This is a genomic window from Pseudomonas sp., assembly GCF_030683065.1.
In the GTDB taxonomy this organism is placed as follows: domain Bacteria; phylum Pseudomonadota; class Gammaproteobacteria; order Pseudomonadales; family Pseudomonadaceae; genus Aquipseudomonas.
In genome coordinates this window covers 78242-101943 of the sequence record NZ_JAUXMX010000004.1, presented here as the reverse complement: position 1 = coordinate 101943, position 23702 = coordinate 78242, and the positions used below count along the sequence as shown (strand labels likewise).

24 protein-coding genes are annotated in these 23702 nt (G+C 63.6%); 19 read left to right on the top strand and 5 right to left on the bottom strand.

What is annotated here, in order from left to right:
* Positions 1-360 precede the first annotated feature (360 nt).
* A complete protein-coding gene (locus Q8K09_RS00720; protein ID WP_305252995.1) occupies positions 361-2046 on the bottom strand; it encodes a sigma-54-dependent Fis family transcriptional regulator in 1686 nt (561 codons plus the stop codon).
* 498 nt (positions 2047-2544) lie between these two features.
* Between Q8K09_RS00720 and Q8K09_RS00715 the strand changes: the two genes are divergently transcribed.
* The 16 genes from Q8K09_RS00715 (at position 2545) to Q8K09_RS00640 (ending at position 15856) form a co-directional block, all read left to right on the top strand.
* Complete coding sequence (locus Q8K09_RS00715; RefSeq protein WP_305252993.1) at positions 2545-2814, top strand: phenol hydroxylase subunit; 270 nt, start codon at positions 2545-2547, stop codon at positions 2812-2814.
* Positions 2815-2861: 47 nt separating this feature from the next.
* Entirely contained in the window at positions 2862-3851 is a 990-nt protein-coding gene (locus Q8K09_RS00710) for an aromatic/alkene monooxygenase hydroxylase subunit beta (RefSeq protein WP_305252991.1), read from the top strand.
* Positions 3852-3862: 11 nt separating this feature from the next.
* Positions 3863-4132 carry an MmoB/DmpM family protein gene (locus tag Q8K09_RS00705; RefSeq protein WP_238044628.1) on the top strand — a complete coding sequence of 90 codons (270 nt, stop codon included), beginning with the start codon at positions 3863-3865 and terminating at the stop codon, positions 4130-4132.
* A 13-nt stretch (positions 4133-4145) separates the two neighbouring features.
* Entirely contained in the window at positions 4146-5684 is a 1539-nt protein-coding gene (locus Q8K09_RS00700) for an aromatic/alkene/methane monooxygenase hydroxylase/oxygenase subunit alpha (RefSeq protein ID WP_305252987.1), read from the top strand.
* Between the two features lie 63 nt (positions 5685-5747).
* Positions 5748-6107, top strand: a complete 360-nt coding sequence (locus Q8K09_RS00695) for a phenol hydroxylase subunit P4 (protein ID WP_305252986.1) — start codon at positions 5748-5750, stop codon at positions 6105-6107.
* A gap of 10 nt (positions 6108-6117) precedes the next feature.
* Complete coding sequence (locus Q8K09_RS00690) at positions 6118-7179, top strand: NADH:ubiquinone reductase (Na(+)-transporting) subunit F (protein ID WP_305252984.1); 1062 nt, start codon at positions 6118-6120, stop codon at positions 7177-7179.
* Between the two features lie 11 nt (positions 7180-7190).
* Positions 7191-7529, top strand: coding sequence for a 2Fe-2S iron-sulfur cluster binding domain-containing protein (locus tag Q8K09_RS00685; protein WP_305252982.1), 339 nt, complete (start codon positions 7191-7193; stop codon positions 7527-7529).
* Positions 7526-8446 (top strand): catechol 2,3-dioxygenase, encoded by a 921-nt coding sequence (locus Q8K09_RS00680; protein ID WP_305252980.1) that lies wholly within the window; start codon positions 7526-7528, stop codon positions 8444-8446. Before Q8K09_RS00685 ends, Q8K09_RS00680 begins: the two co-directional genes overlap by 4 nt.
* A 55-nt stretch (positions 8447-8501) precedes the next feature.
* Entirely contained in the window at positions 8502-9962 is a 1461-nt protein-coding gene (locus Q8K09_RS00675) for a 2-hydroxymuconic semialdehyde dehydrogenase (protein WP_305252977.1), read from the top strand.
* A gap of 19 nt (positions 9963-9981) precedes the next feature.
* Complete coding sequence (locus tag Q8K09_RS00670; protein WP_305253077.1) at positions 9982-10839, top strand: alpha/beta fold hydrolase; 858 nt, start codon at positions 9982-9984, stop codon at positions 10837-10839.
* A 13-nt stretch (positions 10840-10852) separates the two neighbouring features.
* Complete coding sequence (gene dmpE / locus Q8K09_RS00665; RefSeq protein ID WP_305252976.1) at positions 10853-11638, top strand: 2-oxopent-4-enoate hydratase; 786 nt, start codon at positions 10853-10855, stop codon at positions 11636-11638.
* Positions 11639-11657: 19 nt separating this feature from the next.
* Entirely contained in the window at positions 11658-12581 is a 924-nt protein-coding gene (locus tag Q8K09_RS00660; RefSeq protein WP_305252974.1) for an acetaldehyde dehydrogenase (acetylating), read from the top strand.
* 11 nt (positions 12582-12592) lie between these two features.
* Complete coding sequence (gene dmpG, locus Q8K09_RS00655) at positions 12593-13633, top strand: 4-hydroxy-2-oxovalerate aldolase (protein ID WP_305252973.1); 1041 nt, start codon at positions 12593-12595, stop codon at positions 13631-13633.
* On the top strand, positions 13630-14424 hold the full coding sequence (dmpH, locus tag Q8K09_RS00650) for a 2-oxo-3-hexenedioate decarboxylase (protein ID WP_305252972.1): 795 nt from the start codon (positions 13630-13632) through the stop codon (positions 14422-14424). The genes dmpG and dmpH overlap by 4 nt, the downstream gene beginning before the upstream one ends.
* Before the next feature lie 5 nt (positions 14425-14429).
* Positions 14430-14666, top strand: a complete 237-nt coding sequence (locus Q8K09_RS00645) for a 2-hydroxymuconate tautomerase (RefSeq protein ID WP_305252971.1) — start codon at positions 14430-14432, stop codon at positions 14664-14666.
* 602 nt (positions 14667-15268) lie between these two features.
* On the top strand, positions 15269-15856 hold the full coding sequence (locus Q8K09_RS00640) for a LysE family translocator (protein WP_305252970.1): 588 nt from the start codon (positions 15269-15271) through the stop codon (positions 15854-15856).
* Here Q8K09_RS00640 and Q8K09_RS00635 read toward each other — a convergent pair whose 3' ends face one another.
* Entirely contained in the window at positions 15857-16693 is an 837-nt protein-coding gene (locus Q8K09_RS00635; protein WP_305252969.1) for an AraC family transcriptional regulator, read from the bottom strand.
* A gap of 126 nt (positions 16694-16819) precedes the next feature.
* Between Q8K09_RS00635 and Q8K09_RS00630 the strand changes: the two genes are divergently transcribed.
* Together Q8K09_RS00630 and Q8K09_RS00625 are read left to right on the top strand one after the other, a co-directional pair.
* Entirely contained in the window at positions 16820-18568 is a 1749-nt protein-coding gene (locus Q8K09_RS00630) for an ATP-binding protein (protein ID WP_305252968.1), read from the top strand.
* Positions 18569-18676: 108 nt separating this feature from the next.
* On the top strand, positions 18677-20029 hold the full coding sequence (locus Q8K09_RS00625) for a sigma-54 dependent transcriptional regulator (RefSeq protein ID WP_305252967.1): 1353 nt from the start codon (positions 18677-18679) through the stop codon (positions 20027-20029).
* Positions 20030-20063: 34 nt separating this feature from the next.
* Here Q8K09_RS00625 and Q8K09_RS00620 read toward each other — a convergent pair whose 3' ends face one another.
* The 3 genes from Q8K09_RS00620 to Q8K09_RS00610 all read right to left on the bottom strand — a co-directional run bounded on the left by Q8K09_RS00620 (position 20064) and on the right by Q8K09_RS00610 (position 22898).
* Positions 20064-20621 carry an L-threonylcarbamoyladenylate synthase gene (locus Q8K09_RS00620; RefSeq protein WP_305252966.1) on the bottom strand — a complete coding sequence of 186 codons (558 nt, stop codon included), beginning with the start codon at positions 20619-20621 and terminating at the stop codon, positions 20064-20066.
* A gap of 40 nt (positions 20622-20661) precedes the next feature.
* Positions 20662-21762 carry a DNA-processing protein DprA gene (gene dprA / locus Q8K09_RS00615; protein WP_305252965.1) on the bottom strand — a complete coding sequence of 367 codons (1101 nt, stop codon included), beginning with the start codon at positions 21760-21762 and terminating at the stop codon, positions 20662-20664.
* Between the two features lie 110 nt (positions 21763-21872).
* Positions 21873-22898, bottom strand: coding sequence for a LysM peptidoglycan-binding domain-containing protein (locus tag Q8K09_RS00610; protein ID WP_305252963.1), 1026 nt, complete (start codon positions 22896-22898; stop codon positions 21873-21875).
* Between the two features lie 152 nt (positions 22899-23050).
* On the opposite strand from Q8K09_RS00610, the gene def reads away from it, so the two are divergent.
* A complete protein-coding gene (gene def / locus Q8K09_RS00605) occupies positions 23051-23557 on the top strand; it encodes a peptide deformylase (protein ID WP_305252961.1) in 507 nt (168 codons plus the stop codon).
* Positions 23558-23702: the final 145 nt, after the last annotated feature.

Below are 23702 nucleotides of genomic sequence, written 5' to 3'. Positions count from 1 at the left end.
ATCGATTTTTAGGTTTCGTGAAGATTATTCAGGGCGCAATTGCAACGCGGCGGGACGCGCTGCCTTTGAGCAAATAGTCAAATCGCCCGGGGTTTTATCCATTTGGTAAAGCCGGCGTCCCGGCTAGGTGGGCGGCAAGCCGATGGGCGGGCCGGGCGGCGCTTTTGTAGGATGCGGTTAGGCGCCCGCACATTGACCTGCTGCCAGCAGAACACGCGCGCCGTAACCCATCATCGATATTCGCCCAGCCAACGGGTACAGGCATAAACCGCCCGATGAGTATCGCTTCGCTCAAGCCTACGCGGCCCGCCACATCCTACAAAGGCGCCAAGCAGCAGGTCGGCGCCTTTGCACAGGCGCTCAGACCTCGATGCCGATCTTCTTCAGCCGGTAGGCCAGGGCCGGGCGGGTCAGGCCGAGGATGCGCGCGGCGCCGGAGACGTTGTTGCTTGCGCGCTGCATGGCTTCGCGCATCAACTGTTCTTCGATGGCGTCCAGACTCAGGCCCGTGCCCAGCACCTGTTCGGTCCAGCTCTGCTCGGCGGTCGGCTGCAGCAAGGTGCCTTCACTGGACAACCGGCTCTCGAGCAATTCTTCCAGCTGCAACTGCGGGAACAGCGACTCGAAGCTGATGCTCTCGTTGCTATCGGTAAGGATGATGCCGCGCTCGATGACGTTCTCCAGTTCGCGGATATTGCCCGGCCAGGGGTAGTGCATGCAGGCCTCCATGGCCAGGTCGGAAAGGCCCAGGGTCTTCTTGTTGTATTCGCTGTGGAAGCGCTTGAGGAAGTGCTCGACCAGCAGCGGGATATCCTCCAGGCGTTCGCGCAGGGGCGGGATGCTGACCGGGAACACATTGAGCCGGTAGAACAGGTCGGCGCGGAACTTGCCCGTCTTGACCGCCTCGCTGAGGCTTTCGTTGGTGGCGGCGATTACCCGCACGTCGACCTTGCGCGTACGGTTGTCACCGACCCGCTCCAGTTCGCCTTCCTGCAGCACGCGCAGCAGAGTGGCTTGGGCGCGCGTGCTCAGTTCAACCACTTCGTCGAGAAAGATGGTGCCCTGGTTGGCCCGCTCGAAACGGCCCATGCGCGACTGCAGCGCGCCGGTGAAGGCACCCTTTTCCACGCCGAATAGCTCGGCCTCGATCAGGTCCGGGGGAATGGCGGCGCAGTTTATCGCCACGAATGGCTGTTCGGCGCGGGCGCTGCGCAGGTGCACGCTGCGCGCAATCACCTCCTTGCCCACCCCGCTTTCGCCAAGCAACAGCACCGAGACCTTGCCCTTGGCGGCCTTGTCGATCATCTGGCAGACCTTGGTGTAGGCCTGGGACTGACCGATGCCGTAATACTGGCCTTCCTGGCGTTGCAGGCTGGTGCGCAGCGAGGCCAGTTGCGACTGCAACTCGTACAGTTCTTCGATGATCGGGTCGTTCTTGAAATACGCCTTGAACGCCTCGGCGTCGTCCCACTCTTCTGCCAGCTTGCCGACGATCCGGCACTTGTCGTCGCCGCGGCCGCGGCAGGTGATCTCCTTGAAGATCACCTCGCGGCCCATGAACGAGGAGGAGTAGCTGCAGGCATAGCCGAGCAGGGTCCAGCACACCGGCTCGTCCATCGGCCCCAGTTCGCTCTGGCAGATCTCCACCTCGAAGGAGTCGACCCACTCCACCTCGACGTAGAAACGCCCGGTTTCGATGTCGATATCCAGCTCGGTAGGAATCGCCTTGACCAGCCCCTTGAGCGAGTGCAGCTGCGGGCCGGCAAGGAAGATATCCAGCTCGCTGCAATGTGGACGCAGCTTGCGCGCCAACTCGGCATCGCGCAGGCCGGACTGGTAGCCCAAACGCAGGAAGAAGCCCTTGGCCCGTTCGATGCCGAGGATGCTCACCAGCTCGCGGCGAAAGCTGCCCATGGCGGAAACCTGCATCAGCAACATGCGTTGTTCGCCGAACCAGATTTTGCCTTCCATGCTTTGAAAACGGATCTGTTTGCTCAGATCCTGAAAGTCCGAGTGCTGCAGTTGTGGCTTGTACCTGATTGCCATGGCAATAGGACCCCTGATTATTTTTGTAAGGGGAGAACCACCTCTGACCGGTTGCCAGGGTATTTACTCAGTCAATAAAGATAGCTGAATTTACCTGCTGTAAACCTGCTTTTCCCTGCAATTTCCGTCAATGGAAGGGTCTGGGTGGTTGGCGGTCAAGTGCTGGCAAAACGCCTCGCAGCTCAAATCGGCAGTCACCATATCCAGATCCGTGCGCACTTGGAAGTCAACCAATTGATGAAATTGGCGTCGCCTGCCCCGCCCGCCTGCACGCCCATTTTCGCTGGCTGAGCATTTGCTCAAGCCGGCCTGGGGCGTTTGATCAAATCATCAAAAAAACCCGTATCGGCTTGATCGCTCTGCGCTGAGCGGTGTGCCTTTTGTCGCCTAAAAATTTATATAAGCCTATATAAATCAATTGTTTATAAGTTTTTCTCAGGCGTTGGCACAGCCGTTGCGTTAGGCCTGTCACCCGCCACCAAGGGAGATGGCCAGAACATGAACACGCTTGAACCCCGTTTTGAAGACCTGCCACGTTACATCCGGGTACGCAGCGAGCCGGGTGCCCGCTTCGTTGAGTTCGACTTCGCCATCGGCTACCCCGACTTGTTCGTCGAGCTGGTGCTGCCGCAAGCCGCGTTCACCCAGTTCTGCCAACACAACCGCGTGGTGGTGATGGATCAGGCGATGGCCCAGGCAGTCGACGACGACATGGTCAAGTGGCGCTTCGGTGAAGCCGGTCGCCGCATGCCGGGCAAGCACGACTGAACGCCTGCCCATGGCAGCCACCCACAACAACAATAGGTACGGTCGAGATGAGCATAGAGATCAAGACAAGCACGGTGGAACCGATCCGCCAGACCTTCAGCCATATCCGCAGGCGCTTCGGTGACAAGCCGGCCAGTCGCTATCAGGAAGCCAGCTACGACGTCGCGGCCACGATCAATTTCCATTACCGCCCGCAGTGGCAGCCGGACAAGCTGCTCAACGATGTCACCCGCACCTGCCTGGTGATGCGCGACTGGTATGCGGTCAGCGACCCGCGTCAGTACTACTACGGCACCTATGTACAGACCCGTGCGCGCATGCAGGAAACCACCGAGCACGAGTACGCCTTCTGCGAGAAGCGCGAGCTGCTGGGACGCCTGAGCGACGAGCAGCGCGCACGCATCCTCCGAGCACTGGTGCCGCTGCGCCACGCCGAGCTGGGTGCCAACACCAATAACAGCGGCATCGCCGCCGATGGCTGCGCCACCACCGTGGTGCAGATGCACATCTACACCGCCATGGACCGCTTGGGGATAGCCCAGTACCTGTCACGCATCGGCCTGCTGCTCGACAACGGCGGCACCGAGGCGCTGGTGCAGGGCAAGCAGCTGTGGCTCGACGACCCGGTCTGGCAGGGCCTGCGCCGTTACGTCGAGGACAGCTTCGTGGTCAAGGACTGGTTCGAGCTGACCCTGGCGCAGAACCTGGTCAGCGATGGCCTGCTGTTCCCGCTGATGTACCAGAAGTTCGACGAGACCCTGAGTGCCGAAGGCGCCGGCGACGTCGGCATGCTCACCGAGTTCATGCGCCAGTGGTACGCCGAGAGCAGCCGCTGGGTCGATGCCATGGTCAAGACCGTGGCCGCCGAGAGCGAGAGCAATCGCCTGCAGATCGAAGCCTGGATCGAATACTGGCTGGCCCGTGCCCTTGAGGCGCAGGCACCGCTGGCCGAGATCAGCGCTGGCGGCGACGCATTCGCCAGCGTGCATCAGGACTTCCTCGTCCGGCTGAAAAAGCTCGGCCTGAACATTCAATAAGGATCCAGACCATGTCGCTTGTTTACCTCGTCCTGCAGGACAACGACAACGCCCGCTACCTGGTGGATGGCATCACCCATGACAACCCGCATGCGGTGGTCCAGCACCAGCCGGCAATGATTCGCATCGAGGCCGAAGGCCGTCTGGAGATCCGTCGCGACACCATGGAAGAGCGGCTCGGCCGCGCCTGGGACGTGCAGGAAATGCTGCTGGACGTAATCACCATCGGCGGCAACGTCGATGAAGACGACGACGCCTTCGTTCTCGAGTGGAAAAATTAGTAGGAGCCAAGCCATGACCGCTACCAAGAAAAAACTCGGCCTAAAAGACAAGTACCGCTACCTGACCCGCGACCTCGACTGGGAGCCTAGCTACCAGGACAAGAAGGACATCTTCCCCCACGAGGATTTCGAGGGCATCAAGATCACCGACTGGGACAAGTGGGAAGACCCCTTCCGCCTGACCATGGATTCCTACTGGAAGTACCAGGCCGAAAAAGAGAAGAAGCTCTACGCCATTCTCGATGCTTTCGCCCAGAACAACGGCCAGCAGACCATCTCCGATGCGCGCTACGTCAATGCGCTAAAGCTGTTCCTGGGTGGCATCAGCCCCTGCGAGTACCAGGCATTCCAGGGTTTTGCCCGGGTCGGCCGGCAATTCAGCGGCGCCGGTGCGCGGGTCGCCTGCCAGATGCAGGCGATTGACGAGCTGCGCCACGTGCAGACTCAAGTGCATGCGATGAGCCACTACAACAAGCACTTCAACGGCCTGCATGACTTCGCTCATATGCACGACCGGGTGTGGTTCCTCTCGGTGCCCAAGTCGTTCTTCGACGATGCGCGCACGGCCGGGCCGTTCGAGTTCCTCACCGCCATCTCGTTCTCCTTCGAGTACGTGCTGACCAACCTGCTGTTCGTGCCCTTCATGTCTGGCGCGGCCTACAACGGCGACATGGCCACCGTCACCTTCGGCTTCTCGGCGCAGTCCGACGAGGCACGGCACATGACCCTGGGCCTGGAAGTGATCAAGTTCATGCTCGAGCAGCACGAGGACAACGTGCCGATCATCCAGGGCTGGATCGACAAGTGGTTCTGGCGCGGCAACCGCCTGCTGTCGCTGGTCGGGATGATGATGGACTACATGCTGCCGAACAAAGTGATGTCCTGGGCCGAAGCCTGGGAAGTCTATTTCGAGGAGGCCGGCGGCGCGCTGTTCAAGGATCTGGAGCGTTACGGCATCCGTGCGCCGAAGTACGTCGAGCAGTCGACTATCGGCAAGGAGCACGTCTCCCACCAAGCCTGGGCGACCTTCTACCAGTACAGCCAGGCCACCAACTTCCACACCTGGATGCCCAACGAGGAGGAGATGGACTGGCTGTCGGCCAAGTACCCGAACACTTTCGACAAGTACTACCGCGAGCGCTTCACCTTCTGGCGCGAGCAGCAGGAAAAGGGCGAGCGTTTCTACAACAACACCCTGCCGCAGCTGTGCCAGGTGTGCCAGATCCCGACCATCTTCACCGAGCCGGACGACGCCACCCAGCTCAGCCATCGCAGCCATGTGCACGAGGGCGAGCGTTACCACTTCTGCTCGGATGGCTGCTGCGACATCTTCAAGAACCAGCCGCAAAAGTATGTCCAGGCCTGGCTGCCGGTGCACCAGATCTACCAGGGCAACTGCGGTGGTGCCGACGTCGAGTCGGTGGTGCGCGACTACTACAACATCAATATCGGCGAGGACAACTTCGAGTACCTCGGCTCGCCCGAGCACCAGCGCTGGCTGCAGTGGAAAGGCTTGAATCCGGCCGTCGCCCCGCTACCCAAGGCGAGCTGAGCCGGCGCGGGACGGCAGTGCCGTCCCGTTCCTTCCCATACCAAGAACAAGAGGAACCTTTTCATGACCGTCAATTCCATCGGGCCTTATGAATTCCCGCCGCTCGACCTCGAAGCCAACTTCCATGGCAATCGCCTGCTGTATGTAGGCTGGGATCGTCACCTGATGTTCAGCTCGCCATTCGCTCTGGCAGTGAGTCCGGCCATGGGCTTCAGCGAGTTGTGCGAGCAGGTGCTGCGTCCGGCCATGGCCGCTCACCCGGACACCGCCAAGGTCGATTTCAGCGCCAGCATCTGGCTGCTCAACGACGAGCCCTGGGCGCCGGATTTCGCCGCCAGCCTGGATGCCAACGGCCTGCGCCACAAGGACATGCTGCGTCTGCAAACCCCCGGCCTGAACGGCCTGGGTAACTCCGCGAGTTGAGGTGAGCCCCATGAGTTACACCGTCACCATCGAACCGACCGGCGAAGTGATCGAGGTGGAGGAAGGCCAGACCATCCTCCAGGCCGCCCTGCGTCAGGGCGTGTGGCTGCCCTTCGCCTGCGGTCATGGCACCTGTGCCACCTGCAAAGTGCAGGTGCTGGAAGGCGACGTCGAGATCGGCGCCGCCTCACCCTTCGCCCTGATGGACATCGAGCGTGAAGAGGGCAAGGTACTGGCCTGCTGCGCCACCGTGCAGAGCGATGTGACCATCGAAGCGGACATTGATGTCGATCCCGACTTCCTCGGCCATCCAGTGGCGGATTTCAGCGCCACGGTCACGGCCATCGTCGAGCTGTCGCCGACCATCAAGGGCCTGCACCTGCGCTTGGATCGGCCGATGGCCTTCCAGTCCGGGCAATACATCAACCTCGACCTGCCGGGTATCGACGGCAGCCGGGCGTTCTCCCTGGCCAACCCGTCGGGCCAGGACAGCGAGGTGGAACTGCATGTACGCCTGGTCGAGGGCGGCGCCGCCACCAGCTATATCCACCAGCAACTCAAGGTCGGCGATCAACTGCAGTTGTCTGGCCCTTATGGGCAGTTCTTCGTGCGTGGCTCGCAGCCGGGCGACCTGATTTTCATGGCCGGTGGCTCGGGCTTGTCCAGCCCGCAGTCGATGATCCTCGACCTGCTGGCACAGGGCGACAGCCGCCAGATCACCCTGTTCCAGGGCGCGCGCAACGTCGCCGAACTGTACAACCGCGAACTGTTTGAGGGCCTGGCCCGCGCGCACGCCAATTTCACCTATGTGCCGGCGCTCAGCCAGGCCACCGACGACCCGCACTGGCAGGGCTTCAAGGGCTTCGTGCATGACGCCGCCAAGGCTCATTTCGATGGCCGTTTCACGGGGCACAAAGCCTACCTGTGCGGACCGCCACCGATGATCGACGCGGCCATCAGCACCCTGATGCAGGGCCGCCTGTTCGAACGCGACATCTTTATGGAGCGCTTCCTCACCGCGGCCGATGGCGCAGGCGACGGCCAGCGTTCCGCGCTGTTCAAACGCATCTGAGGCCCGCCGCCATGGGCAGACAGTATCAAGTGACCGAGGCCAGCAGTGGCCAGCATTTCAGCTGCGACGAGACGCTGTCGGTCCTTGCCGCCATGGAACAACAGGGCCTGCTCTGCGTGCCAGTCGGTTGCCGCGGTGGCGGCTGTGGCCTGTGCAAGGTGCGGGTGCTGGCCGGCGACTACGAGTGCGGGCGGATGAGCTGCAAGCATGTGCCGAGCGAGGCCCGCGAACAGGGCTACGCCCTGGCCTGCCGCCTGTTTGCCCGCAGCGATCTGTGTATCGAGCGTTATCAAAAGCCGTGCAGCGAAAACACGGTCGACCCACAACAAAGACAAAAGGTGTCGTTATGAAAAAAGGTGTGATGCGTCCCGGCCACGTGCAACTGCGCGTGCTGGACATGGCCAAGGCCCTGGAACACTACGTCGAGCTGCTCGGCCTGATCGAGGTCGACCGCGACGAGCAAGGTCGGGTTTATCTCAAGGCCTGGACCGAGACCGACAAGTTCTCCGTGGTGCTGCGCGAGGCCGACGAGCCGGGCATGGATTTCATGGGTTTCAAGGTGATCGACGATGCCTGCCTGACCCGCCTGGCCGGCGAGTTACAAGCGTTCGGCTGCCAGGTCGAAGAACTGCCGGCCGGCGATCTCAAGGACTGCGGCCGGCGAGTGCAATTCACCTCACCCTCCGGACACCGCTTCGAGCTGTTCGCGCAGAAGCAGGTCACCGGCAAATGGGGCCTTGAAGAGGTCAACCCGGAAGCCTGGCCGCGTGGCCTCAAAGGCATGCGCGCGGTGCGTTTCGACCATTGCCTGCTATACGGCGACGAACTCGACGAAACCCTGCGCCTGTTCACCGAGGTGCTCGGCTTCACCCTCGCCGAACAGGTGCTCGATGGCGGCACACGCATCGCCCAGTTCCTCAGCCTGTGCATGAAGGCCCACGACGTGGCGTTCATCCTCCACCCGGAGAAGGGCCGTTTCCACCATGCCTCGTTCTTCCTCGAGACCTGGGAGGACGTGCTGCGCGCGGCCGACCTGATCAGCATGACCGACACCTCGATCGACATCGGCCCGACCCGTCACGGCCTGACCCACGGCAAGACCATCTACTTCTTCGACCCGTCCGGCAACCGCAACGAAGTGTTCTGCGGCGGCGACTACCACTACCCCGATCACCCAGTGGTGACCTGGACCGCCGACCAACTGGGCAAGGCGATCTTCTACCACGACCGGGTCCTCAACGAACGTTTCCTTACCGTGCTGACCTGAGCGTTTTTTCATAAATCAAAAAAGCCCCGCTCGACTTATTGCAGAGATTGCGCAGATGAAAGAGATCAAACATTTCATTAACGGCGAGTACGTCGGTTCGGCCAGCGGCAAGCTGTTCGACAACGTCAATCCGGCTAATGGCCAGGTAATCGCCAAGGTCCATGAGGCCGGCGAGGCCGAGGTCGACGCCGCGGTCAAGGCCGCCCGCGCCGCGCTCAAGGGCCCTTGGGGCAAGATGAACGTGGCCCAGCGCACCGAGATTCTTCATCGTGTCGCCGCCGGCATCACCGCACGTTTCGACGAGTTCCTCGAGGCCGAGTGCCTAGACACCGGCAAACCCAAGTCGCTGGCCAGCCACATCGACATCCCGCGCGGCGCGGCCAACTTCTCGGTATTCGCCGACCTGGTGAAGAACGTGCCCACCGAGGCCTTCGAGATGGCCACCCCGGACGGTGCCGGCGCGCTCAATTACGGTGTGCGCCGACCCAAAGGCGTGATCGGGGTGATCAGCCCGTGGAACCTGCCGCTGTTGCTGATGACCTGGAAGGTCGGCCCGGCGCTGGCCTGCGGCAACACGGTGGTGGTCAAACCCTCCGAGGAAACCCCCACCACCACCGCGCTGCTCGGTGAGGTGATGCAGGCTGCTGGTGTACCGGCCGGCGTGTACAACGTGGTGCACGGCTTCGGCGGCAACTCGGCCGGCGCCTTCCTCACCGCCCACCCGGACGTCGATGCCTACACCTTCACCGGCGAAACCGGCACCGGCGAAACCATCATGCGCGCCGCGGCCAAGGGCGTGCGTCAGGTGTCGCTGGAACTGGGTGGCAAGAACGCCGGCATCGTGTTCGCCGACTGCGATATGGACAAGGCCATCGAGGGCACCCTGCGCTCGGCCTTCGCCAACTGCGGCCAGGTCTGCCTGGGCACCGAGCGGGTGTATGTCGAACGCTCGATCTTCGACGCGTTCGTCGCCCGCCTCAAGGCCGGTGCCGAGAGCCTGGTGATCGGCCCGCCGGACGACGCGAGCAGCAACTTCGGCCCTTTGGTCAGCCTCAAACACCGGGAAAAAGTCCTCAGCTACTACCAGCAGGCGCGCGACGACGGTGCCAACGTCATCACCGGCGGCGGCGTGCCAGAGATGCCGACACACCTGGCCGGCGGCGCCTGGGTGCAGCCGACCATCTGGACCGGCCTGGCCGACGATTCGGCGGTGGTCACCGAGGAAATCTTCGGCCCCTGCTGCCACATCCGTCCGTTCGACAGCGAAGAGGAGGCCATCGAACTGGCCAACAGCCTGCCCTACGGTCTGGCATCGGCGATCTGGACCGAGAACAGCTCGCGCGCCCACCGCGTCGCCGGGCAGATCGAGGCGGGCATCGTCTGGGTCAACAGCTGGTTCCTGCGTGACCTGCGCACCGCGTTCGGCGGCAGCAAGCAGTCAGGCATCGGCCGCGAAGGGGGTGTGCACTCGCTGGAGTTCTACACCGAGCTGAAAAACATCTGCGTGAAACTCTGAGGTGACCATGAGTGCATCCATGGAGGCACCTACACAAGCACGGGCGCATAGCCCCGAGGTGGGTCGGCAGATCCTCGCGGCCGGCTGGCGCACCAACCTGCTGGAGCAGGGCAGCGGCTTTCCGCTGCTGCTGATCCACGGCTCCGGTCCCGGCGTCACTGCCTGGGCCAACTGGCGCCTGGTCATGCCGGCGCTGGCCCAGAACCGCCGGGTGATCGCCCCGGACATGCTCGGCTTCGGTTACAGCGAGCGCCCCGCGGATGCTCACTACAACCTCGACACCTGGGTGCTGCATGCCCTCGGCGTGCTGGATGCCCTGGGCATCGCCCAGGCCGACCTGGTTGGCAATTCCTTCGGCGGCGCCATCGCCCTGGCCCTGGCTGTACGGCATCCCGAGCGAGTCCGTCGGCTGGTGCTGATGGGCAGCGTCGGCGTGCCCTTCGAGTTGACCCCGGGCCTGGACGCCGCATGGGGCTACACGCCATCGCTGGCCAATATGCGCGCGCTGCTCGACTTCTTCGCCTTCGACCGCGGCCTGGTCAACGACGAACTGGCCGAGCTGCGTTACCAGGCCAGCATCCGTCCAGGCTTTCAGGAGTCCTTCGCTGCCATGTTCCCGGCCCCGCGCCAGCGCTGGGTCGAGGCGCTGTGCAGCGACGAGCGGGCGATCCGCGCGCTGCCCCACCAGACCCTGGTAGTGCATGGCCGCGAAGACCAGATCATCCCGCTGGAGACCTCGCTGACCCTGGCCCACTGGATCCCCAACGCCCAATTGCACATCTACGGCCACTGCGGCCACTGGACCCAGATCGAACACGCCGGCCGTTTCGCCCGCCTGGTCGAGGATTTCCTCACCGAGGCCGCACCCCTTTCCTGAGAGAGAGACAAGCATGGACCAGATATTGATCAACGAGCTCGGCGACGAGCTGTACCAGGCGATGCTCAACCGTGAAGCAGTCAGCCCGCTGACCGAGCGCGGTTTCGCCATCAGCATCGACGATGCCTACCACATCTCCCTGCGCATGCTCGAACGCCGGCTGGCTGCCGGCGAGAAGATCATCGGCAAGAAGATCGGCGTCACCAGTAAGGCAGTACAGAACATGCTGGGCGTGTATCAGCCGGACTTCGGCTACCTGACCGACGCCATGGTGTTCAACAGCGGTGAAGCCGTGCCGATCAGCCAACGGCTGATGCAGCCCAAGGCCGAGGGCGAGATCGCCTTCATCCTGAAGAAGGACCTGATCGGCCCCGGCGTGACCAACGCCGACGTGCTGGCCGCCACCGAGTGCGTGATGCCCTGCTTCGAGATCGTCGACTCGCGCATCCGCGACTGGAAAATCAAGATCGAGGACACCGTGGCGGACAACGCCTCCTGCGGCCTGTTCGTGCTCGGCGACACGGCGGTGTCGCCACGCCAGGTCGACCTGGTCACCTGCGGCATGCTGGTAGAGAAGAACGGCCAGCTGCTCAGCACCGGCGCCGGCGCCGCGGCCCTGGGTTCGCCGGTCAACTGCGTGGCCTGGCTGGCCAACACCCTCGGCCGTTTCGGCATCCCGCTGAAGGCTGGCGAAGTGATCCTCTCCGGTTCGCTGGTACCCCTGGAGCCGGTCAAGGCCGGCGACTTTATGCGCGTCGAGATCGGCGGCATCGGCAGCGCCTCCGTGCGCTTTACCTGATCGAACAGAGGACAGACCCATGAGCAAGAAACTCAAGGCGGCCATTATCGGCCCCGGCAATATCGGTACCGATCTGGTGATGAAGATGCTGCGTTCCGAGTGGATCGAGCCGGTGTGGATGGTTGGCATCGACCCCAACTCCGACGGCCTCAAGCGTGCCCGCGAATTCGGCATGAAGACCACTGCCGATGGCGTCGACGGCCTGCTGCCGCACGTGCTGGACGACGACATCCGCATCGCTTTCGATGCCACTTCGGCTTATGTGCATGCCGAAAACAGTCGCAAGCTCAACGCGCTGGGCGTGCTGATGGTCGACCTGACCCCGGCGGCCATCGGCCCCTACTGCGTGCCGCCGGTCAACCTCAAGCAGCACGTCGGCCGCCTGGAAATGAACGTCAACATGGTCACCTGCGGCGGTCAGGCCACCATCCCCATGGTCGCCGCGGTGTCCCGCGTGCAGCCGGTGGCCTACGCCGAGATCGTCGCCACCGTCTCCTCGCGCTCGGTCGGCCCGGGCACGCGCAAGAATATCGATGAGTTCACCCGCACCACCGCCGGTGCCATCGAGCAGGTCGGCGGCGCCAGGGAAGGTAAGGCGATTATCGTCATCAACCCGGCCGAGCCGCCGCTGATGATGCGCGACACCATCCACTGCCTGACCGACAGCGAGCCGGACCAGGCCGCGATCACCGCCTCGGTCCACGCAATGATCGTCGAGGTGCAGAAATACGTACCCGGCTACCGCCTGAAGAACGGCCCGGTGTTCGACGGCAACCGCGTGTCGATCTTCATGGAAGTCGAAGGCCTGGGCGACTACCTGCCCAAGTACGCCGGCAACCTCGACATCATGACCGCCGCCGCGCTGCGCACCGGCGAGATGTTCGCCGAGGAAATCGCCGCTGGCACCATTCAACTGCCGCGTCGCGACATCGCGTTCGCGTGAGGAGTAGCACCATGAATTTGCACGGCAAGAGCGTCATCCTGCACGACATGAGCCTGCGCGACGGCATGCACGCCAAGCGCCACCAGATCAGCCTGGAGCAGATGGTCGCGGTCGCCACCGGCCTCGACGCCGCCGGCATGCCGCTGATCGAGATCACCCACGGCGACGGCCTCGGCGGTCGTTCGATCAACTACGGCTTCCCGGCGCACAGCGACGAGGAGTACCTGCGCGCGGTGATCCCGCACCTCAAGCAGGCCAAGGTCTCGGCCCTGCTGCTGCCCGGCATCGGCACCGTCGAGCACCTGCGCATGGCGCTGGACTGCGGCGTCTCGACCATCCGCGTGGCCACCCACTGCACCGAGGCCGACGTCTCCGAGCAGCACATCGGCATGGCGCGCAAGCTCGGCGTCGACACCGTCGGCTTCCTGATGATGGCGCACATGATCAGCGCCGAGAAAGTCCTGGAACAGGCCAAGCTGATGGAGAGCTACGGCGCCAACTGCATCTATTGCACCGACTCGGCTGGCTACATGCTGCCCGATGAAGTCAGCGAGAAAATCGGCCTGCTGCGCGCCGAACTGAACCCGGCCACCGAGGTCGGCTTCCACGGCCACCACAACATGGGCATGGCCATCGCCAACTCGCTGGCTGCCATCGAGGCCGGTGCCATACGCATCGACGGCTCGGTCGCCGGCCTCGGCGCCGGTGCCGGCAACACCCCGCTGGAGGTGTTCGTCGCGGTGTGCAAACGCATGGGCGTGGAGACCGGCATCGACCTGTACAAGATCATGGACGTCGCCGAGGACCTGGTGGTGCCGATGATGGATCAGCCGATCCGCGTCGACCGCGACGCCCTGACCCTGGGCTACGCCGGGGTGTACAGCTCGTTCCTGCTGTTTGCCCAGCGCGCCGAGAAGAAATACGGCGTCTCGGCCCGCGACATCCTGGTCGAACTGGGCCGGCGCGGCACCGTCGGTGGCCAGGAAGACATGATCGAAGACCTGGCCCTGGACATGGCCCGGGCCCGTCAGCAGCAGAAGGTGAGCGCATGAACCGTACCCTGACCCGCGAACAGGTGCTGGCCCTGGCCGAGCACATCGAAAACGCCGAGCTGAATGTCCACGACATCGGCAAGGTGACCAACGACTTCCCCGAGATGACCTTCGCCGACGCCTACGACGTGCAGTGGGAAATCCGCCGGCGCAAGGAAGCCCGCGGCAACAAGATCGTCGGCCTGAAGATGGGCCTGACCTCCTGGGCGAAGATGGCGCAGATGGGCGTGGAAACGCCGATCTACGGCTTCCTCGCCGACTACTTCAGCGTGCCGGACGGCGGCGTGGTGGATTGCTCCAAGCTGATCCACCCGAAGATCGAGGCGGAAATCTCGGTGGTAACCAAGGCGCCGCTGCACGGTCCGGGCTGCCACCTGGGTGACGTGATCGCGGCGATCGACTACGTGATCCCCACCGTCGAGGTGATCGACTCGCGCTACGAGAACTTCAAGTTCGACCTGATCAGCGTGGTCGCCGATAACGCCTCCTCAACCCGCTTCATCACTGGCGGACGCATGGCCAGCCTGGAGGAGGTCGACCTGCGCACCCTCGGCGTGGTCATGGAGAAGAACGGCGAAGTGGTGGAACTCGGCGCCGGCGCCGCGGTGCTCGGCCATCCGCTGTCCAGCGTGGCGATGCTGGCCAACCTGCTGGCCGAGCGCGGCGAACACATCCCGGCCGGTACCTTCATCATGACCGGCGGCATCACCGCCGCCGTGCCGGTGGCGCCGGGCGACAACATCACCGTGCGCTACCAGGGCCTCGGCTCGGTGTCCGCGCGCTTCGTTTAAACCTTGTGCGGCCGGCTTGCGCGCCGGCCGTTTTTTGCAGGAGCAGAACCATGCCTATCGCCCAGTTGTACATTCTTGAAGGTCGCAGCAACGAGCAGAAGGAAACCCTGATCCGCGAAGTCAGCGAGGCCATGTCGCGCTCACTGGACGCGCCGATCGAACGGGTGCGGGTGATCATCACCGAGATGCCGAGCAACCACTTCGGCATCGGCGGCGAACCGGCGAGCAAGGTCAGGCGCTAGCGATCAAGCCGCACGCCAACGGCAGCCACGAGCGGCCCTAGACCCGCACCGTCCTGCGGCCTGCCAAGGGTCCTTGTAGGAGATCACCCGTCGTACAGCAAACTAGGTGCTCAAGGATCAAGACCGCAGGATGGGTGGGGCCGCCTAGGTCGGGCCGCGTAGGTGGGGCCGCCTAGGTTAGGCGCCCACAAATTGACCTGCTGCCAGCAGAATAACCGTGCCGTGACCCATCATGGATTTCAGCCACAACAACCGGATACAGGTATGAATCGCTCGATGGGTATCGCTGCGCTCAACACCATCCTACAGTTACTGGCTACGACAAGATTTCGTAAAATTTTCTATATATAAAACAATGAGTTATTTGTTTTATGATGGGAGCGGGCCATGCCCGCGACAGAACATTCCGGCCACCAATCTGTAGTCGCGGCTAACGCGGAGCGCCGCCCGGCCCCGCCCACAAGAGCAACGCGGATTTACTTCTGCGCCAGTGCTGCCGCTTTTACCAGGCAGCTGCCGGGGACAGGGCAGTTTCCTTCAATACCGCGATGTAACCATCGATCAGTCTTCGCCTTCTTTCTGGCAATGCTGACAGGTGTGCGATGACTCTTCTGCTTTCCATGGCGGCCTTTGCCCTGGCCTCTTCGATTTCCCCCGGCCCGGTCAATCTGGTGGCGCTTAGCGCCGGCGCGCGTTATGGCCTGCGCGCCAGCCTGTGGCATGTGACCGGGGCGACCCTGGGTTTTACCCTGCTGTTATTGGCCATGGGTTTGGGCCTGCAACAGCTGTTGGCGCAGTGGCCACCACTGAAGACCCTGCTGCATGGGGCCGGCGTGGCCTTTTTGCTCTATATGGCCTATGGCTTGGCGCGCGACGACGGTCGCCTCGACAGCGGCAAGGCGCAGCGCGCGCCCGGGTTGCTCAGCGGCGCGGCGATGCAGTGGCTCAACCCCAAGGCGTGGCTGGCATCGCTGGCCGGCATAGGGGCGTTCGCGGCCAATGGTGAGCTGTCTCTGGTTGGCCAGTTCGCCGCGCTGTATTTCGTCATCTGTTACCTGTCGATCGCCTGCTGGGCCTATGCCGGCGCCTTCCTGCGCCAGTACCTCGAACAGCCGCGGCGCATGCGCCTGTTCAATCGCGGTCTGGCCCTGCTGCTGGTGGCGTCCGCGCTTTATCTGCTGCTGTGGTGATCAGTGCACGTAGCGGTATTGCCCGGGGGTGGCGGCGAGCAGTTGCTTGAAGGTGCGTTGCAGGTGCGCCTGGTCGGCGAAACCGGCCGCCAGGGCGACCTCGGCGATCTGCCCGCCACGCCTGAGGCGGGCCTGGGCGAATTGGACGCGGCTGTTGATCAGATAGGCATGCGGGGTCATGCCGTAGCAGCGCCGGAAACTGCGGGTCAGATAGGACGCTGAAAGCCCGGCCGCCGCACAGATATCCTCCAGCTTCAGCGCCTCGGTGCAGCGTTCGTGGATCAACTCGGCGGCCAGGCGCAGGCGCGGGTTGTCCTCGCGGCGCTTGGCCGGCGCGGGGTCGAGGCGTTGCTGCAGCTCGGCGAAAAAATCCAGCAGCGCGCAATGCTTGTGCATGACCTCGGCCTGGTCGTCGCCGAGCAGGCGATAGAGGCGATTCAGGCCGCGATAGAGCACGGGGTCGCGGCTGAGAATAGCGGCGAAGGCGCGCAGCGGTTGGTTGTGACTGAAGCCCAGCTGGTGCTGCAGTTCGGTCAGCCAGGCCACGTCGACATAGAACATGCGATAAGACCACGCCTGACCGTCGAGGGGATTGCAGGCATGCACATCACCCGGATTCATCAGCACCACGGTGCCGGCGGCGACCCGTTCGCGGGCCTTTTCGTTGAGGTAGGTGCTGCGTCCACGGGTGATGACGCCGATCGAGAAAAACCCATGGGAGTGCGGCGCGTAGCACAGCTGGCGCCCGTCCAGCACATCCCGCGCTTCCACGAACGGCAGGGCCGGGTCGCGCCAGAAGCGCGGGCTGGTTGCTTGATCTACCTTGGTCTTTGCCATGCTGAGTCGCTCGTTGGCCGAACCGGCCGAGTGGCGACTATAGCCGTTGGCGGCCGTCGAACAAACCGGCAGCGATGCCGAGCGCTTTGCCTTACCATGCCGGGATTGGGTCGAGTCGAGCCGTGCATGACTGCTTTTTTCCAGCGTTTTCGCGTCATCCTGATCGTGCTGCTGATTCTCCTCGGCTTGCTCGCCAGCATGTGGCTGGCCGGGCGTTATGCCGAGCAGCGCGCCTGGCAGGAGCGCAGCGTCGAGGCGCGTGGCCAGTTGCAACTCTATGCCCAGTCGCTGCATACCCTGGTCGAGCGCTTTCGCTCGGTGCCCGAGGTGCTGGCCCTGGACAGCGATATCAAGTCGCTGCTGCATGCGCCGAATGATCGCCTGCTGCGCGAGAAACTCAACCAGCGCCTGGAGCAGTTGAACGCCGCCGCCGGCTCCACCGTGCTCTATCTGCTCGACAGCCAGGGCGAGACGCTGGTGGCGAGCAACTGGCGCGACTGGAGCAGCTTCGTCGGCAACAACTACGCCTTCCGCCCCTATTTTCAGGATGCCGTGCGCCAGTCGTCCGGGCGCTATTTCGCGGTGGGCGTGACCACCGGGATTCCCGGCTATTTCCTCTCCCACGTGGTGCGCGACGATGACGGCGTGGTACTCGGCGTGCTGGTGGCCAAGCTCGAACTGGAGGAACTGCAGCGCGAGTGGGCCGGGCAGTCCGGGGTGTTGCTGGTGGCCGACAGCTACTCGGTGGTGATTCTCAGCAGTCGCCCGGCCTGGCGCTTTCTCACCCTGCACGCGTTGAGCGCACAGGCCCGTGGCGAACTGGTGGAGGTGCGCAAGTACGCCGAGCAGGCGCTGCAACCGCTGGCCAGCGAGCTGCGCAAGCGCATCGGCGAGGACAGCGAGTGGCGCCGAGTCGATGGCCCGGACGGGCGCCGCGACTACCTCTGGCAACGCCTGGCGCTACCCGAAGAAGACTGGACCCTGCACCTGCTGGTCGAGCCGCAAGCGCTGGTCGACAGCGTGCGCAGCTACCGCCTGGCCGCCGCCGGGGTGTGGATGACCTTGGCGTTTCTCCTGCTGTTTCTCGCCCAGCGGCGCAAGAACCAGCGCCTGCAGGCAGGCATTCGCGAGCGCCTTGAGCGCGAAGTGGCGCTGCGCACCGCCGAGTTGCGCGAGGCCCAGGAGGGTCTGGTGCATGCGGCAAAGATGGCGGCCCTGGGGCAGATGTCGGCAGCCATGGCCCACGAGATCAACCAACCGCTGACCGCCATGCAGATGCAACTGGGCAGTCTGCGCCTGCTGCTCGACAGCGGTCGCCAGGCCGATGTACACGAAGGCTTGCGCCGTATCGACGCATTATTGCAGCGCATGGCCGGGCTGACCGGACACCTGAAAACCTTCGCCCGCAAGAGCCCGGCTGGCCTCAGCGAACGCTTGCGCCTGGGCGATGTGCTGGAGCAGGCGCTGCAACTGCTGGCGCCACGCCTGCGCAGCGAACAGGTGGTGTTGCACTGCGAAACTGACAGCAACGCCATGGTGCTGGGCGATGCGATCCGCCTCGAACAAGTGCTGCTCAATCTGCTCAACAACGCGCTGGATGCCATGGCCGGCGTCGAGCAGCGGCTGCTCAGCGTGTCGATCCAGCGCCAGGGCGAGCGCTGCCTGCTGACTATCACGGACAGCGGCGGCGGCATTGCCGAGGAAAACCTGACACGCGTGTTCGAGCCATTCTTCACCACCAAACCGGTGGGCCAGGGCTTGGGCCTTGGCCTGGCGGTGTCCTACGGCATCGTCCGCGAACTGGGCGGCAGCCTGGAGGTGAGCAATGGCCCGGAAGGCGCGGTGTTTACCCTCAGGCTGCCGGCGGCAGCGTAGGGTGCGCTGTGCTCACCGACTAACGCATACCACCCGCCTGCTGCTGCGCACGGCGCACCCTACACGTATCAAGGCAGTTACACTGCCGTCGATTGATCAGGAGGTGATATGACCGGGCAAGTGATAGTCGTCGACGATGAAGAGGCAATCCGCGAGGCGGTGCAGCAGTGGCTGGAGCTCTCGGATTTTCGCGTGCAAAGCTGTGCCAGCGCGACCCAGGCGCTGGCGCTGATCGACCGCGACTTCCCCGGAATCGTCATCAGTGATGTACGCATGCCCGGCACCGATGGCTTGCAACTGCTGGACAAGCTGCTGGAGCTGGATCGCGACCTGCCGGTGATCCTGGTTACCGGCCACGGCGATGTGCCCATGGCGGTGCAGGCGTTGCGCCAGGGCGCCTACGATTTTATCGAGAAGCCCTTCACCCCCGAGCGCCTGCTCGACAGCGTGCGCCGCGCCCTGGACAAGCGTCGGCTGGTCTGTGAAAACCGCCAGCTGCGCCAGCAGTTCGCCCTCAAGGATCATATCGAGGCGCAGCTGCTCGGCGTCTCGCGACCGATGGAAACCCTGCGCCGACAGATCCTCGAACTGGCCGGGACCTCGGTGAATATCCTGATTCGTGGCGAAACCGGCAGCGGTAAAGAGCGGGTCGCCCGCTGCCTGCATGACTTCAGCACGCGCGCCGGCAAGCCCTTCGTCGCCCTCAACTGTGCGGCGATCCCGGAGCAACTGTTCGAGAGCGAGCTGTTCGGCCACGAAAGTGGCGCCTTCACTGGCGCCCAGGGCAAGCGCATCGGCCGCATCGAGCATGCCGACGGCGGCACCCTGTTCCTCGACGAGGTGGAAAGCCTGCCGCTGGCGCAACAGGTCAAGCTGCTGCGGGTGCTGCAGGAGAAGACCCTGGAACGACTCGGTTCCAATCGCAGTATCCAGGTCGACCTGCGGGTGATCAGTGCGGTCAAGCCGGACCTGCTCGATGAAGTGCGTGCCGGGCGTTTCCGCGAGGATCTGTACTACCGCCTGAATGTCGCCAGCCTGCGTATTCCGCCACTGCGCGAGCGCCGTGAGGACATTCCCCTGCTATTCGAGCACTTCGCCCGCGAAGCCGCCGAACGTCACGGCCGCGAGCTGCCACCCCTGCAACCGACCGAGTTGGCGCGGCTACTGGGTCACGACTGGCCGGGTAATGTGCGCGAGCTGATCAACGCCGCCGAGCGCCATGCCCTGGGCCTGAGTGCCCCGGTCGAACACTCGGGAGAGTTGCTCACGCAGTCCCTCGCCGAGCAAATCGAGGCCTTCGAGGCGCAATGCCTGCACCGCGCCTTGCAGCACTGCCAGGGCAATATCACCGAGGTCATGGCGTTGTTGCAGCTGCCACGGCGCACCCTCAACGAAAAAATGCAGCGCCATGGCCTGCAGCGCAGCAGTTATCGTCCGGCGGGTGGTGGTGACGAGGACTAAAGCAGCCCTGGCTCGGCCCGGGCTGGGTGTTCAATCAAGACGGCCTGATCACATCGCCGCTGATCAAGTCGCGAATCAGGCTGGGGTTCTTGCGCCCACCCAAGGCACCGCCAAGCACCTTGTCCAGTTGCTGCGGAAAGTACTGCTCGACCCGCAGGCGTGAGCGGGCAGCCGGGCGACCAGCCGGGTTGGCCGAAGTCGACACCAGCGGGCCGGTGAGTGCGCAGAGTTCACGCACCAGCGGGTGGTCGCTGACGCGCAGGGCGACGCTGCTGTGCTCACCGGTGATCCACTCGGGCAGGCGCTGCTGATGCGGCACCAGCCAGGTATTGGGTCCTGGCCAGGTACCGGCCAGACGGTCACGCCAAATATCCGGCAAATCGTCGAGAAGAAAATCGAATTGCTCAATGCAGTCCGCCACCAGAATCAGGCCCTTGCTCATCGGCCGTTCTTTCAGGGCCAATAGCCGCGCCACTGCGCTTTCGTTCCACGGGTCGCAGCCGAGCCCCCACACCGCTTCGGTCGGGTATGCGATTACGCCGCCCTGACGCACCACACGCGCCGCCTGCTGTACCTGCCAATTGCTGACCATTCTGCTCTCCGGATAAAGGCTGCCACGCAGTGTATCCAAGCTAGCGAGCGCGGCCCACCCAGCGTCCACCTTCGCAGGCGATATGGCCATCCAATTCCAGTTCGGTGAGGGCCGCCAATACCTGCGAAAACGGCCAACCGCTGGCCGCCGCCAGGGCCTCACTGCTGTGCGGCGCCGCGTGCAGCAAGTCGAGCAGCGGATGCTTGAAGCTCGCCTCGTTCGCCAGCGGCGGCTGCAGCTGCCAACCGCGCAACGCTTCGAGAATATGCTCGATACTTTCCACCAGCACGGCGCCATCGCGGATCAACTGATGACAACCGCGCGCACCCGGGTGGTGGATCGAGCCGGGAATGGCATACACCTCGCGGCCTTGTTCGGCTGCCAGCCGCGCGGTGATCAGCGAGCCGCTGGACGGGCTGGCCTCGACCACCAATACGCCGAGGGACAGGCCGCTGATGATGCGGTTGCGCCTGGGGAAATTGCTCGCATGGGGAGGGCAGTCCAGCGTCAGCTCGGACACCAGCGCGCCGCCGTGCTCGACGATATCCGCCGCCAATTGCCGGTGCCGCGCCGGATACAGGCGCTGCAGGCCGGTACCGAGTACCGCAATGGTTTTGCCCGCCACATCGAGCGCACCTTGGTGGGCGGCGCCGTCAATGCCCAGGGCCAGGCCGCTGGTGATGACAAAGCCGCCGGCAGCCAGGCTGCGCGCGAAGCTGTGCGCGGTGTCCAGCCCAGGCCGGGAAGCACGGCGACTGCCGACCATGGCCAGTTGCGGCAGTTCGAGCAACGCCGGATCACCGGCCACATAGAGCAGGGGCGGGGCATCATTGAGTTCGGCAAGCAAGCCCGGGTACGCAGGATCGTCCCACATCAACACATGATGGCGCTCAGCCTCCAGCCAGGCCAGGGCCGCCGCAGCAGACTCACGCACCTCGCTGCTGCGCCGGGCCTCGGCGCAAACGGCCGGCAAGCCCAGCGAGCGCCAGGCACTGGCCGGCGCACTGAGGGCAGCGGAAGCGCTGTCAAAGGCGCTGAGCAATTTGCGAAAACGCCGCGGCCCAAGCTCCGGCAAGCTGTGCAAGCGCAGGCGGGCTTCGAGTTCGGCAGGGGATATGCAGTAGCTGGGGGATTGTGCCATGACGATCGTCCTTGATCGGTCGCGCCCGCAAACCTCTACAAGGTTCAGGGCGGCAGGTAGCGGTGCAGCGGAAACCCCAACCGCGCAAGCGCGCGGCTGGGGTCGGGGCGTTACGGGTTACGCACTTTGTCCATCACCGCGAGCTGGCGGTTGGCACCAAGGATCAGGCCGTAGCTGAGCTTGTCGTAGGCGCGGAACACCATCAACAAACCAGCCCGCTCATCGGGGATCTTCACCGCTTCACCCGTGACCCGGTCGCGCACGGTTTCACCGGTCTTGTACACCGCCAGCACGTTGCCCTCGGCCAGGCCATCACGCACGCCCTTGTTCAGGGTGACCACGTCGAACTGGCCGATCTGGGTCACGCCACGTGGAACGTCGAGAATCAAGCCGTTGATTTCGCTGCTCGGCTCGCTGGGCATAAAGGTCGAGGTGATCGCCCGCTCTTCGGTCGCGAACAGACGGTCGCCAAGCCGCACTTCCTGGGTCGAGCGGGTCAGGGTCATGGTGCCGATATCGCCTTCTTCGGCAACGATCTCACCGCCACCGATGTCATCGGCGTTGATCCCGAGGAACTCCTGGGTGTCCGGATCGACGTAGGTTTTGCCCTGACGGAAGATGCCATATACCGGCGCGGCTTCGTCGAACACCCCACGGGCATAGACACGATCACCGGCGCCGCTGACCACCCGCTCGGCTTCGCCGGCGACAATGTAGGGTGCCAGCTGGAATTGTTCAGGGGTATCGACGATACGGTTGCTCAGCAAAAAGCTGTTGATCGCCCCCAGTGGAATCGTCGGAATGGCTTCGGCCATCGGCGTGCTGCGGATTTGTGGCGACAGCTTGATGGTGCCGCGCGACTCGCCTCGGCTGAGCATCAAGCGGGGTTGGCCATCAATGTAGACTAGGCTGAGTTGGTCGCCAGGGTAGATCAGATGGGGGTTTGCCACTTGCGGATTGGCGTGCCAGATTTCTGGCCATTTCCACGGCTGACTAAGAAACCGCCCGGAAATATCCCAGAGGGTATCGCCCTTGACCACGGTATAACGGTCTGGGTGACCGTCCTTGAGTTGCACTTCGGCCTGGGCCAAGCCGCTAGCGGCAAGCAATAGCAGGGCGAGTAGTGATTTCCTCATGCGGTGAATCCCTTTATTATGTGCCTTCACGTGGAGCGCCCTAGCGCCGCGACTAAACCCAGTAGTACTGCGGCGTGAAGCCGTTTTTCAATGCTGCGCATCATCTTAGCAGCGGATTTTGACTTTATTCCACAAGTGCATCACAAACGCATATGGCTATATTAAACATCCTTGAATTTCCCGATCCACGCTTGCGCACCATTGCCAAGCCGGTGGACACGGTCGACGACGCTTTGCGTCAGCTGATCGATGACATGTTTGAAACCATGTACGAAGCGCCTGGCATCGGCCTGGCTGCGACCCAGGTCAACGTACACAAGCGTCTGGTGGTGATGGATCTGTCCGAAGACAGGAGCGAGCCACGGGTGTTCATCAACCCCGAGTTCGAGACGCTGACCGACGAGATGGACCAGTACCAGGAAGGCTGCCTGTCGGTGCCTGGCTTCTACGAGAACGTCGACCGCCCACAAAAGGTCAGGATCAAGGCCCTGGATCGCGATGGCCAGGCCTTTGAGCTGATCGCCGAAGGCCTGCTGGCGGTGTGTATCCAGCACGAATGCGACCACCTCAACGGCAAGCTGTTCGTCGATTACCTGTCCAACCTCAAGCGCGACCGGATCAAGAAGAAGCTGGAAAAGCAACATCGCCAGCAGGCTTGAGCCACACCTGCAAAGGCTTGCCGCGGCAAGCCTTTTTCTTTGGTGCCGGCACCCCAGAGGCGGCTTGAGTGCGAGATCGCGCAATATCGCAGGGTGCCGTCCGCGGCCCATGCAGAGCGACCGGTCAGCACAAAACGCCTTAACC

Bases quoted from the DNA above. Each gene is read 5' to 3' on its own strand.
- Q8K09_RS00720 (WP_305252995.1), bottom strand. From the start codon at position 2,046: ATGGCAATCAGGTACAAGCCACAACTGCAGCACTCGGACTTTCAGGAT.
- Q8K09_RS00715 (WP_305252993.1), top strand. From the start codon at position 2,545: ATGAACACGCTTGAACCCCGTTTTGAAGACCTGCCACGTTACATCCGG.
- Q8K09_RS00710 (WP_305252991.1), top strand. From the start codon at position 2,862: ATGAGCATAGAGATCAAGACAAGCACGGTGGAACCGATCCGCCAGACC.
- Q8K09_RS00705 (WP_238044628.1), top strand. From the start codon at position 3,863: ATGTCGCTTGTTTACCTCGTCCTGCAGGACAACGACAACGCCCGCTAC.
- Q8K09_RS00700 (WP_305252987.1), top strand. From the start codon at position 4,146: ATGACCGCTACCAAGAAAAAACTCGGCCTAAAAGACAAGTACCGCTAC.
- Q8K09_RS00695 (WP_305252986.1), top strand. From the start codon at position 5,748: ATGACCGTCAATTCCATCGGGCCTTATGAATTCCCGCCGCTCGACCTC.
- Q8K09_RS00690 (WP_305252984.1), top strand. From the start codon at position 6,118: ATGAGTTACACCGTCACCATCGAACCGACCGGCGAAGTGATCGAGGTG.
- Q8K09_RS00685 (WP_305252982.1), top strand. From the start codon at position 7,191: ATGGGCAGACAGTATCAAGTGACCGAGGCCAGCAGTGGCCAGCATTTC.
- Q8K09_RS00680 (WP_305252980.1), top strand. From the start codon at position 7,526: ATGAAAAAAGGTGTGATGCGTCCCGGCCACGTGCAACTGCGCGTGCTG.
- Q8K09_RS00675 (WP_305252977.1), top strand. From the start codon at position 8,502: ATGAAAGAGATCAAACATTTCATTAACGGCGAGTACGTCGGTTCGGCC.
- Q8K09_RS00670 (WP_305253077.1), top strand. From the start codon at position 9,982: ATGGAGGCACCTACACAAGCACGGGCGCATAGCCCCGAGGTGGGTCGG.
- dmpE (WP_305252976.1), top strand. From the start codon at position 10,853: ATGGACCAGATATTGATCAACGAGCTCGGCGACGAGCTGTACCAGGCG.
- Q8K09_RS00660 (WP_305252974.1), top strand. From the start codon at position 11,658: ATGAGCAAGAAACTCAAGGCGGCCATTATCGGCCCCGGCAATATCGGT.
- dmpG (WP_305252973.1), top strand. From the start codon at position 12,593: ATGAATTTGCACGGCAAGAGCGTCATCCTGCACGACATGAGCCTGCGC.
- dmpH (WP_305252972.1), top strand. From the start codon at position 13,630: ATGAACCGTACCCTGACCCGCGAACAGGTGCTGGCCCTGGCCGAGCAC.
- Q8K09_RS00640 (WP_305252970.1), top strand. From the start codon at position 15,269: ATGACTCTTCTGCTTTCCATGGCGGCCTTTGCCCTGGCCTCTTCGATT.
- Q8K09_RS00635 (WP_305252969.1), bottom strand. From the start codon at position 16,693: ATGGCAAAGACCAAGGTAGATCAAGCAACCAGCCCGCGCTTCTGGCGC.
- Q8K09_RS00630 (WP_305252968.1), top strand. From the start codon at position 16,820: ATGACTGCTTTTTTCCAGCGTTTTCGCGTCATCCTGATCGTGCTGCTG.
- Q8K09_RS00625 (WP_305252967.1), top strand. From the start codon at position 18,677: ATGACCGGGCAAGTGATAGTCGTCGACGATGAAGAGGCAATCCGCGAG.
- Q8K09_RS00620 (WP_305252966.1), bottom strand. From the start codon at position 20,621: ATGGTCAGCAATTGGCAGGTACAGCAGGCGGCGCGTGTGGTGCGTCAG.
- dprA (WP_305252965.1), bottom strand. From the start codon at position 21,762: ATGGCACAATCCCCCAGCTACTGCATATCCCCTGCCGAACTCGAAGCC.
- Q8K09_RS00610 (WP_305252963.1), bottom strand. From the start codon at position 22,898: ATGAGGAAATCACTACTCGCCCTGCTATTGCTTGCCGCTAGCGGCTTG.
- def (WP_305252961.1), top strand. From the start codon at position 23,051: ATGGCTATATTAAACATCCTTGAATTTCCCGATCCACGCTTGCGCACC.